The organism is Enterobacter sp. MGH 33 (assembly GCF_000534535.1).
Classification (GTDB): Bacteria; Pseudomonadota; Gammaproteobacteria; order Enterobacterales; family Enterobacteriaceae; genus Enterobacter; species Enterobacter hormaechei_C.
Map to the genome: position 1 here is coordinate 1,454,025 of NZ_KI973212.1, position 9,020 is coordinate 1,463,044.

Annotated in this window: 20 protein-coding genes; 13 read left to right on the plus strand and 7 right to left on the minus strand. The window is 50.8% G+C overall.

Going from position 1 to position 9,020, the window contains the following annotated elements; translation table 11 throughout:
- Nucleotides 1-18: 18 nt before the first annotated feature.
- The 3 genes from L379_RS17080 to L379_RS17070 are packed head-to-tail and all read right to left on the minus strand — an operon-like array spanning nt 19 to nt 559.
- A complete protein-coding gene (locus L379_RS17080; protein ID WP_023327239.1) occupies nt 19-159 on the minus strand; it encodes a host cell division inhibitory peptide Kil in 141 nt (46 codons plus the stop codon).
- Complete coding sequence (locus L379_RS26060; protein WP_032652782.1) at nt 156-314, minus strand: hypothetical protein; 159 nt, start codon at nt 312-314, stop codon at nt 156-158. The genes L379_RS17080 and L379_RS26060 overlap by 4 nt, the downstream gene beginning before the upstream one ends.
- The gene (locus tag L379_RS17070; RefSeq protein WP_022651079.1) at nt 311-559 is read right to left on the minus strand and encodes a DUF7446 family protein; all 249 of its coding nucleotides are present in this window, start codon (nt 557-559) and stop codon (nt 311-313) included. Before L379_RS17070 ends, L379_RS26060 begins: the two co-directional genes overlap by 4 nt.
- Before the next feature lie 275 nt (nt 560-834).
- On the opposite strand from L379_RS17070, the gene L379_RS17065 reads away from it, so the two are divergent.
- Entirely contained in the window at nt 835-1,044 is a 210-nt protein-coding gene (locus tag L379_RS17065) for a hypothetical protein (protein WP_023303584.1), read from the plus strand.
- On the opposite strand, the gene L379_RS0123880 is transcribed toward L379_RS17065, so the two are convergent.
- Entirely contained in the window at nt 1,031-1,351 is a 321-nt protein-coding gene (locus L379_RS0123880) for a hypothetical protein (protein WP_032652783.1), read from the minus strand. The genes L379_RS17065 and L379_RS0123880 overlap by 14 nt on opposite strands.
- A 298-nt stretch (nt 1,352-1,649) precedes the next feature.
- On the opposite strand from L379_RS0123880, the gene L379_RS17060 reads away from it, so the two are divergent.
- A complete protein-coding gene (locus L379_RS17060; protein ID WP_032652785.1) occupies nt 1,650-1,847 on the plus strand; it encodes a hypothetical protein in 198 nt (65 codons plus the stop codon).
- A 136-nt stretch (nt 1,848-1,983) separates the two neighbouring features.
- Here L379_RS17060 and L379_RS0123885 read toward each other — a convergent pair whose 3' ends face one another.
- From L379_RS0123885 to L379_RS0123890, 3 genes are all read right to left on the minus strand, one after another.
- Nucleotides 1,984-2,535, minus strand: coding sequence for a hypothetical protein (locus L379_RS0123885; protein WP_096159806.1), 552 nt, complete (start codon nt 2,533-2,535; stop codon nt 1,984-1,986).
- 6 nt (nt 2,536-2,541) lie between these two features.
- Nucleotides 2,542-2,823 carry a hypothetical protein gene (locus L379_RS17055; RefSeq protein ID WP_025760149.1) on the minus strand — a complete coding sequence of 94 codons (282 nt, stop codon included), beginning with the start codon at nt 2,821-2,823 and terminating at the stop codon, nt 2,542-2,544.
- Nucleotides 2,824-2,956: 133 nt separating this feature from the next.
- On the minus strand, nt 2,957-3,646 hold the full coding sequence (locus tag L379_RS0123890; RefSeq protein ID WP_016042178.1) for an XRE family transcriptional regulator: 690 nt from the start codon (nt 3,644-3,646) through the stop codon (nt 2,957-2,959).
- 110 nt (nt 3,647-3,756) lie between these two features.
- On the opposite strand from L379_RS0123890, the gene L379_RS0123895 reads away from it, so the two are divergent.
- The 11 genes from L379_RS0123895 (at nt 3,757) to L379_RS17020 (ending at nt 9,018) form a co-directional block, all read left to right on the plus strand.
- Nucleotides 3,757-3,984, plus strand: coding sequence for a transcriptional regulator (locus tag L379_RS0123895; RefSeq protein ID WP_016042179.1), 228 nt, complete (start codon nt 3,757-3,759; stop codon nt 3,982-3,984).
- Between the two features lie 30 nt (nt 3,985-4,014).
- Nucleotides 4,015-4,560, plus strand: a complete 546-nt coding sequence (locus L379_RS17050) for a toxin YdaT domain-containing protein (RefSeq protein WP_032652787.1) — start codon at nt 4,015-4,017, stop codon at nt 4,558-4,560.
- An 83-nt stretch (nt 4,561-4,643) separates the two neighbouring features.
- Nucleotides 4,644-4,790 (plus strand): hypothetical protein, encoded by a 147-nt coding sequence (locus tag L379_RS26065; RefSeq protein WP_164712618.1) that lies wholly within the window; start codon nt 4,644-4,646, stop codon nt 4,788-4,790.
- Complete coding sequence (locus tag L379_RS17045; RefSeq protein ID WP_032652790.1) at nt 4,783-5,679, plus strand: hypothetical protein; 897 nt, start codon at nt 4,783-4,785, stop codon at nt 5,677-5,679. The genes L379_RS26065 and L379_RS17045 overlap by 8 nt, the downstream gene beginning before the upstream one ends.
- Entirely contained in the window at nt 5,669-7,102 is a 1,434-nt protein-coding gene (locus L379_RS17040) for a DnaB-like helicase C-terminal domain-containing protein (protein ID WP_032652791.1), read from the plus strand. The genes L379_RS17045 and L379_RS17040 overlap by 11 nt, the downstream gene beginning before the upstream one ends.
- On the plus strand, nt 7,102-7,401 hold the full coding sequence (locus tag L379_RS17035; RefSeq protein WP_032652793.1) for a protein ren: 300 nt from the start codon (nt 7,102-7,104) through the stop codon (nt 7,399-7,401). The genes L379_RS17040 and L379_RS17035 overlap by 1 nt, the downstream gene beginning before the upstream one ends.
- Nucleotides 7,398-7,859 carry a hypothetical protein gene (locus L379_RS0123900; RefSeq protein ID WP_228100619.1) on the plus strand — a complete coding sequence of 154 codons (462 nt, stop codon included), beginning with the start codon at nt 7,398-7,400 and terminating at the stop codon, nt 7,857-7,859. Before L379_RS17035 ends, L379_RS0123900 begins: the two co-directional genes overlap by 4 nt.
- Nucleotides 7,856-8,053 carry a hypothetical protein gene (locus L379_RS26245; RefSeq protein WP_032652795.1) on the plus strand — a complete coding sequence of 66 codons (198 nt, stop codon included), beginning with the start codon at nt 7,856-7,858 and terminating at the stop codon, nt 8,051-8,053. Before L379_RS0123900 ends, L379_RS26245 begins: the two co-directional genes overlap by 4 nt.
- Nucleotides 8,050-8,334: a hypothetical protein gene (locus L379_RS17025; RefSeq protein WP_032652797.1), complete on the plus strand. Its 285-nt coding sequence runs from the start codon at nt 8,050-8,052 to the stop codon at nt 8,332-8,334. Before L379_RS26245 ends, L379_RS17025 begins: the two co-directional genes overlap by 4 nt.
- Complete coding sequence (locus L379_RS0123905; protein WP_228100621.1) at nt 8,331-8,819, plus strand: ead/Ea22-like family protein; 489 nt, start codon at nt 8,331-8,333, stop codon at nt 8,817-8,819. The genes L379_RS17025 and L379_RS0123905 overlap by 4 nt, the downstream gene beginning before the upstream one ends.
- 1 nt (nt 8,820) lies before the next feature.
- Nucleotides 8,821-9,018, plus strand: a complete 198-nt coding sequence (locus L379_RS17020) for a hypothetical protein (protein ID WP_032652799.1) — start codon at nt 8,821-8,823, stop codon at nt 9,016-9,018.
- Nucleotides 9,019-9,020: the final 2 nt, after the last annotated feature.

Below are 9,020 nucleotides of genomic sequence, written 5' to 3' on the forward strand. Positions count from 1 at the left end.
GATCGGTTGAATAGGGGGTTAGGCTGTTTTTCTATGCCACGGATAACCGATGGCGACCTTCATTTCGTCGTAGGCTGCCATCCACATGGCGCCATCACCGATAAACAGGGCAATGGCTGCTTTACTCTGCGCTGCGCGCAGCAGGTGATGATTGATCATGCCTTCACCTCAACCTGTTTCAGGAGGCCAGCGATATTCATCTGTTGGCGGTTAAGCGTCAGCTTGTCACGCGGTGCCGATACCGACGTCAGTTGCCACTCGTTATCGTTGAGCTTTTTGGCGGTGTACTGCTTTCCGTTGTGGGTGACTGTCATGATGCCTCCCGCTTTTCTTTGATGTCGGCGCGCAGGTGAATCTCTTTCCCATCAGCTGTCGGGAATATAAGGATGTCATCACGAACCGCGAGAAGATGGGCCACTGCAAATAGCGCCTCGTCTGTGACATCAAATTTCTCACCTGTGAATTCACGAACGCCGGGGGCCAATTTGCTTGGCTTTGACCGACCCGCGAAAATTCGCTTCGTCAGGCCTGAAAAACCTACTGTGATGGGGTTGCTCATAAATCCTCTTGGCCTTATCGCGGCGAACGGAACGGTTAATACAAGACTTCAACGCATTTATTCAGTGTTTCAATGGGCGGTGGATGGCCGCCGGTTGTCATAACTTGAGTCACTCGTAAATAACTCCAGGTATGAAAAAGGCCGCCTACCTGGCAGCCTCAACTTGAATGAGTTCCGGGATGTTTAGCCACGCCCGGCGCGTGATTTCCTTCACTTTCCACAGTCAAAGGAATGCCGTAGACTGGATATTCCACAGTCAATAAAAGGATTTCTTTATGTCCATGAATGTATTTGCAGGAAAGAGAACTGAGGAATCAGTGGCATATGATTTAGCGCTGGCGCTTGCAGTAAAAGACCCATCCGCCAACACGCCAGAAGCTTTAATTGAGCGCATTGCTGATTTGCTTCCTGCCTGTCGTGAAGCAGCAAAGGAAAAGTACAAAGCAGAAGCACCTACGCCTTTTGGGATCGCTATAAAACGATAACTGATGCCAGGGCAGTCTCCAGTGCTGCCTTTATCAAATTCTGCCGATACCAGTGGTCATCTGATGCCCCTTTAACCGCTTCTTCAGCAGCAGCATAAGCTGCGTCAGCTGCTAAAATTACGCCATTGTTGCTTTTAAACATCGCTACTTCATCGTTTTTTATATCCATCACCATCACCTCAAATAAGTGGAGTAGATTTGCCGTCAGCCCCTCGCAAAGAGCTGCTGGTAAAGCTTCCCCGATGTTCGGGAACTGAGCAGCAAACCATTCCGGTGCGGAGTCCTCTTCGTGTGCTATACCCGCCACGCGTTACACACCTGCCTCAATCCCATTGGGCGCCATTTCAATTTGCCAGGAGCGCTCCGGGTGATTTGCTGCTTGACTGAATTCTTAATGAGCAGGCGACTTGCTGTCCGCCGCTGGCTAACTTCGCTCAGCTGTCGATGTTTCGTTTCGATGGATTAAAGATAACCTTAGTTATGAGTGATGGCAATAACCTAATTTATAATATCAATCACATAAGTTATAAATTAATGATAACTAAATGAATTTATTTTTGTAAATCATGAGTGCTATGCTTAAAAAAACAGCAGGAGGGATGTGCATGGTTCTGGATGAAGAGCGTATAAGCATGAAAATTCAGGCGATGGGGCGGGCGGTGATGGAATTGTCACTGGCTGAATTACCCATGACCCAGCAAAACATCATCGACAAGCTGGAGCAGTACCGGAAGGAAACAGGAAACGTGACAGGGAAGGGAGTGAACAGGGATGCGGCGGAGATAGTGCGGAAAGGGCAATAAAAAAGCCCGCACGGGCGGGCAGGTAGTGTTGCGATAGTTATTGTTATCAGCTTCAGGCTGAATAGTTATCGGCAGAATGGCGGATAGCTTTATGGGTGGGCAATAAAAACCCGGCACGGTGGCCGGATTTGCTAAATTACTGACCTTTCTTAAGGTACAAGTTTAATAGGAAAAATATAGTTGGCATAGCAAGCGAGGCCAAGAGAACACCGAGCATCCATGCTTTTACATCTGCTATCTTGGTTTCCAAAGCGGAAAATTTAGCTTCAAAGTAGTCAACCGATGGTTTCTTAGATAGTGAAGCATCAAAATCCAGGCTCTTCTGTAAAAGTACAGCGGTGTCTCTTTTGGCGTCAGTAGAATCAGAAGATATTTTCCGGGTATCCTCTTTAATTCCTGCCATGCTGCTCTTGATGTGCGCAACTTCAGCTTCAAGAACTGCTAATCGCTTATCCATGTCGTCGCCTCCATCATCACTTGTTGTTTGAATGATCTCAGTATCATCCATCACAACCGATGTGACAATCCGTTTTTCTTTATCTGAAGCAGCAACAGAACAAGCTTTCATCAAGAGCGTTGCTTGGCTTGATGCTACAGAAGAAAATTCCAGCCCTACTGTAGATCCATTCTTATCAGAGTAAGCAATTACTAGCTTTCCCTCATCCAAAGATGATTGAGCTGCATTCATCAGCTTTTATTCCTCGAACATGCTTTTCAAGGACTGATAGAAATCGAAGGCCTTCTGTTTACTTAAAGTCACGGACGCAACCTTAGTGCGTTGCATTCCTGCCACTGCGATTTCGCCATTCATATGGCCGATGACTGGGGTGCTATTGAGAAAAACGAAGTTAAAAACTTCGTAGCCATTGTTATCCGTTCCGATGGTTACAACCCCATCAGCATTAGTTTCAATATAATTTTTGGACTCCAGTACATCATTGATATGTGCTAAGGCAACTTCTTGTTTATCGCTCACTTATGTTCTCCTGAACCAACAAAATAGGTAAAAATCTTTTCAAATTCATTAGATTAATTTGCATAAAAAGCACAGGGAAAAGTTGGCTTACCAGCTATGCGCCGACCAGAACACCTTGCAGAAGCCCCAGCTGTCAAAGCTTGTTGTAAGCAATGGACTCATGGATCAGCGCCTTACCCATGATGTACAGCTGGTCCTGATTTTCTTCTGTCACATACCAGTCTTTGTAAGCTGGATTGTCAGATAGCACAGCCAGTTGCAAACCTTGCATTTGTAAGCGTTTAACATGGAAGTGTTGGCCGAAAACAAAAGCGTACACCCCGTCAACTTTGAAATTCCTAACAGAAACGTCAAAGAAGAGACGATCACCTGACTGTATTGTTGGGCACATGCTGTCACCGTCTACGGTCATCACCTTCACATCATTTTGAGTGCGGTTCCCGAAAAGAGATCTGGCATGCTCAGTTGTGAACTCAATAGCATGCAGGACCTCAACAAATTCAGAAATCATAAAAGACCCCGGACCAGCGCTTACTTTCAGGTCTAAAACATCAACCCGAAAGACATCAATTGTTTCCGAGACCGGTTGGGCCGCCGATGGCACATTACCATCAATCCGCATTTCCCCCACTCCAGAACTAAGCCATTCCGGCCTTACACCCAGAGCATGAGCTAGCTCGACCATCTTACGGCTGCCGCTCGTTTTACCTGACGTCATCTTTTGAATTGCAGGCTGGGATATACCGACTTTATCAGCCAACTGTCCTTGAGATATGTCAGCGGCCGACATAGCCGCGTTCAGTCGTTCTGCAAATGTTTTCATCTTATCAATATATAACCGAGGTTATGTAGAGTAAAATAACAAAGGTTATGGACAATACCCATAACTTGGGTTATCTTTTCATTAATCCAGTAATCGGATAGGTAAAATCCATGAACAAAGTTATTCAACGAGCTTTAGAAATCGTTGGCAGCCAGAAGCGACTTGCAGATATTTGCGGCGTTAGCCAGCCAGCGGTTCACAAGTGGCTTAACGGTGGTTCCGTATCTCCGGAAAAAGTAACAGCCATCGTAAACGCTACTGGTGGCGAGATTAAGGCACACGAAATTCGACCTGATCTTCCCGACCTGTTTCCACACCCAGAGAACCATGCCGCCTAACCGGCGGCCCTAACCACGAAAGGGAAAGCAATGCATTCACTTGCGTATCAACAAGGTAACAAATTTTCGCCAACGGCGATGATTTACCAGAATCGCCGGGAGCCTGATTCCACGGCGTTAAACATCGATGGGATCCGCGCAGCTGTTCGCGGCTGGGCTGCTGATTGCCGCAGCCGTGAATTTGTCGCAGCGCTGATTGTAGAAGAGTGGCGGGAAACCGGCGGAACCGGTCTGGATATCCCGACCGACTCGCACCGCCAGATGCAGAAGGTATTCCGCTGGATTGATGGCGATACCGAATACGCCGCCAACAACATTCGCCAGCTGGCCCCGGCAATCATGTCGGTCCTGCCTCTGGAGTACCGCCACCGCCTTCTTCCAGAAGACAGCTTTATGTCCCGCTTAGCTCGACTTGAGAAGGAAACGAGCGAGGCGAAAGTTGCCGTTGCGATGAACGCCCCGCGTCACCAGAAGCTCAAGGAACTCAGTGAGGGGATTGTAGAGATGTTCCGTGTCGACCCGGACCTGACCGTGCCGCTGATGGCCATGGTCACTTCGATGTTGGGGGTTATGTGAGAACTACAGAAATGGCGAAAGCCGGTCTGCGCGAACAGAACCGACTTTCTGGTGCAAAAACGAGAGTAGTTGCAGGAGGAATAATGGCAAAAAATCCACGCTATTACCATACCGCTGTACATAAAAACATAACCCGCGACCGCTTCATCCGCTCGGTTAACCCGATTGTGGCAGAGAAGATGCGCGCCATCCTGGAAGAAATGAAACGTAAGGAGAGTGGCCGTGGGTAACATATCCAATTTAGCCGAAGCCAGAGAGGCCAGAAGGCTCCAGAAACCGCGTACGAATGGCGGTAAGGGGTTTGCCTTGCTGCACCGTAAAATTATGGATGTGCCGTTCTACAAGGACGCTGAGGCGGCTCATTTATGGGTTCACCTTCTCCTGCGCGCTAACCACGAACAGACAATGGTATCGACTGATGTCGGCGATGTGATCTGCGAACGCGGAGAGTTCATTACCGGGCGCAACACACTGGCAATGGAAACCGGTTTAACCGCTGATCGCGTTAAATCACTGCTCCGTAAATTCCAGAATCTGGGCATGATCACCACCAAATCGAACAACCGTTTTACTGTTCTAAAAGTGGTCAAATACGACGAATATCAGTCAAATTTTTGTCCAGCCGATGTCCAGCCAGTGTCCAGCGCAAACGCAGTAGTACCAATGCCTGTGGAGGTGGAGTGTCCAGCAGATGTCCAGCCAGTGTCCACAGATAACAATATATTAAATAACTCTCTTACTAACGTAAGAGAGTGTGCATCAGCAGCAGAAAAACCAGAGCAGAAAAAACCGTCTCTCAGCTGTGAGCAGGTAGTCGAGGTTTACCATCGCGTACTGCCTGAAGCTCAGAGTATCAGGATACTGACTGACAAGCGCCGTGCTCTGATCCGCACCTTCTGGCAGAAGGCCGGGAGAGTAACTCAGCAGCTGGACGGCCATAAGTTCACTTTGAGTGACTGGGAATCCTATCTGAGCTACATCGCCACCAATTGCCGCTGGATGCTGGAGAACCGTCCAGACCAGCGAACCGGTCGCACATGGCGCCGCAAGGCTCTCGAATACTTCCTGAACGTCGATGTGTATGCCAAGACGCGCGAGGGGGCCTGTGATGACCTCTGAAATCCTGACCGTACCTCACAACCTCGAAGCGGAGCAGAGCGTTATCGGTGGCCTGCTGCTGGACGATGACAACAGCGAGCGTGTCCAGAAGGTTCTGGCGATGCTCAAGCCTGAGTCGTTTTATATCCGGGTTCATCAGATCGTATTCGCTGAATTGCGTGACATGTTCCGCGCTAACAAGCCTGTCGATGGGTTGACGCTGTTCGACGCTCTGGAAAGCAAAGGACTTACGGAGCAGATCGGTGGTTTCGCCTACATCGCGCAGATCGCAAAAAATACGCCCAGCGCCGCAAACATCGTGGCATACGCTGCCTCAGTCAGGGAAGCCGCTATGGAGCGCTACGGTATTATCCGCCTGACCGAAGCTACTGAGCTGCTGTATTCCCGCAACGGCATGAGCGCTACGCAGAAGTACGAGGCCATTCAGGGTATTTTCACCCAACTCGCAGACCATTCAAAAACCGGTAGTCGCCGTGGGTTGCGGTCATTCGGCGAGGTTATGGATGACTGGGTAGCGGATCTGGAGAAACGATTTGATCCTGCAGGCGAACAGCGCGGCATGAGTACAGGTATCCCGTCCCTAGACCGACTGCTGGCGCCGAAAGGTCTGGTTAAAGGCTCTCTATTCGTGATTGGCGCAAGGCCAAAGATGGGCAAGACAACCCTGTACGGGCAGATGGCGATCAACTGCGCGGTTCGTGAGAAAAAGCCAGCGCTGATGTTCAGCCTGGAAATGCCGGGAGACCAGATCCTTGAAAAACTGGTTGGTCAGAAGTCCGGCATTAACCCGAGCATTTTTTACATGCCCGCCACGGATGACGCCGATGACCAGTACCAGGGCGACTACGACGGCGACTTTAAGAAGGCGATCGCCACAGCCAGTCGGCTAAGTGAAATCGACATGCTGTACATCGACGACACTCCTGGCCTGTCCCTGGCGCATATCGTTACCGAATGCCGTCGAATTAAGCGCGAGAAAGGCTGCGTAGGCATGATTTTGGTTGACTACCTGACGCTGATGACTGCCGAAAAAGCAGACCGTAATGACCTGGCGTACGGGATGATCACCAAAGGGCTTAAGAATCTCGCTAAAGAGCTTGGCTGCGTAGTGGTGTTGCTTACCCAGTTGAACCGAAAACTTGAAGAGCGAGGAAACAAACGCCCGCTGCCGAGCGACTCCCGCGATACCGGTCAGATTGAGCAGGACTGCGATTACTGGGTCGGGATTCATCGGGAAGGCGCATTCGATGACAGCGTGCCGCCGGGAGAGACAGAACTGCTTCTTAGGCTAAACCGCCACGGTAGCACCGGAACGGTGTATTGCAATCAGCTCAACGGGGCAATTTACGACACAGACCAGCAGTCCGCCGCCGCAGAACGCCGCGGGCGTGAGCAGCAGCCGAAAAATAAAGGGGGCTTCTGATGAAAGGTAAACAGGAAATTCTGCGTTATCTCGAAACGCACCGGACTTTCACCGCGAAGGATGTGGCCTCAGAGTGCGGCATGACCATCAACTGCATCACGAAGAACGCGCTCGATCTGGAGCGGGCCCGGAAGATTGTGCGGGTGAGCAAGGTCTGGCGAACGGTGACTTATCGCCTGGCGACACCCGAAGAACAGGGTGGTACCGCGCGCAGCTGCACCAACGGAATATTTCAGGAGTGCCGCAACAGCGCGGCGATGAAGCGAGTATTGATGGTTTGGGGGAGGGTAGGGGTATGAACGTGAAACGTTATGAGTGGGTGGCCTGTGATGAGCATGCGTGCCATTGCGACGTGGTAGAGAGTGCTGAAGGCGATATGGTTGATTACGAAGACTACGCCGCACTTGAAGCCAGATGCGCGGCGCTGGCTGCGGAGAATGCGCTTCTGAAAAAATCGGAGCCAGCACCATTCAGTAAGCTGATGATGGAGGCGCTTGATGTTTATCAGGCGGGCGCTGATGAAGTGCCGGAGCTGGCAATGCTAAGCGCGTACACGAAGCTGCGAGATGGGCTAAAAGCCCCGGCCACCGACTCTTTCCTGGCTGAAGTGCGTGCGCAAGAATCTAAGCGGGTGTATGAAAGCATTCTGGACAACCCAGCCGTAACTGACATGGAGTCACTTGTTGATTGGCTTGAGCAAAATGCCAATGACTCTGTGGCTTTCGCAGCAGGCCTTAGCAAAGGAGTGCAGTCATGAGCGAAATCACTAAAGCACTAAACTATGACCCTACTGACCCGGACAAAATGCGTTTGCCAAAGGGTTCGAGCTGCGGTGAATGCCATCACATCCGGCGCTGTAAGGCCATGTTCGGCCACACGGAGGCGGATACATATTGCGACTGGTCACCATCGCGTTTCATCCCGGTACGCACAGAAGGAGCCGCCCAATGAGCAACGCTATCGACGCGCATCTCTCAGACGAAGTGATCAATGCTGCTTTCGAAAACACGAATTTCGGTCGCTCTGATTTCCGCACCATCCTGGCTGAAACAGTCATGAAGCGCGCGGCCGGGTACCACTCAGGATGGATCGCAACGACAATCTGCACGCGCCTCGGCCTACTCGGGAAACAGGAGCGGCCAACCAAGCTCGGGCTGACGTTCGCTTTCCATCACTACTACAAGTCATGCGTGCGTGAAGCGCTGATGCCTGCCCAGGAGGCCGCACAATGAGCAACATCGACAAACAGGCTCTCGCAGATGATGAAAGCGTGAAAACTTATTACATCCACCGGATGGCATTCGGTAGCACGAAAAACCCCGGCTATGGGCATGTTCCTGTTGTACATGCTGATGACTTCGAGAAGCTACGCGTCAAGCTGGAAGCCGCAGAGAAGCGGATTGCTGAGCTGGCTGGTGAAAACGAATACATCCGAAAACGCTTTATAGAATCTGATCTCCTGTTCGGAAAGAACCTGCTGGTAATGCAGGCCGCCATTATCGAATGGCAGGGAACTGGTGATGCAAGAAAGGGACTGGCATGGATTTATAACACGCTGTGGGGGCCAGGCGAACTGCCGGACGAGGCGGAGAAAGATGCCCAGGCATACTTCGACCGGAAATATGGCCCGCTTGACGAAGAACTCATGGCTCTTCATCGGTGGTTCTGGGAACAAAGCGAAGCTGAACGCGCCGCCACAGCCGGTAAAGGAGATTGATATGCCTATCTTGACCAACGCAGACATTGAAGCGCTAAACAGGCTCCCTTCCGGCTGGTTCAGGGCTGAGCACCTTCCGTTCAATCGTCCCATGTATCGCTGCGAACGGCTCGAGCAGCGTGGGAAATTGCAGCGCCGGGTGGTGGGTACTTACCCAATTATCTGGTCCGAGTACAAACGCATTGATGGGGAGGACTAACC

What these genes read in the sequence shown, in the direction of transcription:
- L379_RS0123885 (WP_096159806.1), bottom strand. Translation starts at nt 2,535, where the DNA reads ATGAATGCAGCTCAATCATCTTTGGATGAGGGAAAGCTAGTAATTGCT.
- L379_RS26245 (WP_032652795.1), top strand. Translation starts at nt 7,856, where the DNA reads ATGAGCGAAATCACTAAAGCACTAAACTATGACCCTACTGACCCGGAC.
- L379_RS17025 (WP_032652797.1), top strand. Translation starts at nt 8,050, where the DNA reads ATGAGCAACGCTATCGACGCGCATCTCTCAGACGAAGTGATCAATGCT.
- L379_RS17050 (WP_032652787.1), top strand. Translation starts at nt 4,015, where the DNA reads ATGCATTCACTTGCGTATCAACAAGGTAACAAATTTTCGCCAACGGCG.
- L379_RS0123890 (WP_016042178.1), bottom strand. Translation starts at nt 3,646, where the DNA reads ATGAAAACATTTGCAGAACGACTGAACGCGGCTATGTCGGCCGCTGAC.
- L379_RS17040 (WP_032652791.1), top strand. Translation starts at nt 5,669, where the DNA reads ATGACCTCTGAAATCCTGACCGTACCTCACAACCTCGAAGCGGAGCAG.
- L379_RS0123900 (WP_228100619.1), top strand. Translation starts at nt 7,398, where the DNA reads ATGAACGTGAAACGTTATGAGTGGGTGGCCTGTGATGAGCATGCGTGC.
- L379_RS26065 (WP_164712618.1), top strand. Translation starts at nt 4,644, where the DNA reads ATGGCAAAAAATCCACGCTATTACCATACCGCTGTACATAAAAACATA.
- L379_RS17080 (WP_023327239.1), bottom strand. Translation starts at nt 159, where the DNA reads ATGATCAATCATCACCTGCTGCGCGCAGCGCAGAGTAAAGCAGCCATT.
- L379_RS17035 (WP_032652793.1), top strand. Translation starts at nt 7,102, where the DNA reads ATGAAAGGTAAACAGGAAATTCTGCGTTATCTCGAAACGCACCGGACT.
- L379_RS0123895 (WP_016042179.1), top strand. Translation starts at nt 3,757, where the DNA reads ATGAACAAAGTTATTCAACGAGCTTTAGAAATCGTTGGCAGCCAGAAG.
- L379_RS26060 (WP_032652782.1), bottom strand. Translation starts at nt 314, where the DNA reads ATGACAGTCACCCACAACGGAAAGCAGTACACCGCCAAAAAGCTCAAC.
- L379_RS17070 (WP_022651079.1), bottom strand. Translation starts at nt 559, where the DNA reads ATGAGCAACCCCATCACAGTAGGTTTTTCAGGCCTGACGAAGCGAATT.
- L379_RS17065 (WP_023303584.1), top strand. Translation starts at nt 835, where the DNA reads ATGTCCATGAATGTATTTGCAGGAAAGAGAACTGAGGAATCAGTGGCA.
- L379_RS0123905 (WP_228100621.1), top strand. Translation starts at nt 8,331, where the DNA reads ATGAGCAACATCGACAAACAGGCTCTCGCAGATGATGAAAGCGTGAAA.
- L379_RS17020 (WP_032652799.1), top strand. Translation starts at nt 8,821, where the DNA reads ATGCCTATCTTGACCAACGCAGACATTGAAGCGCTAAACAGGCTCCCT.
- L379_RS17060 (WP_032652785.1), top strand. Translation starts at nt 1,650, where the DNA reads ATGGTTCTGGATGAAGAGCGTATAAGCATGAAAATTCAGGCGATGGGG.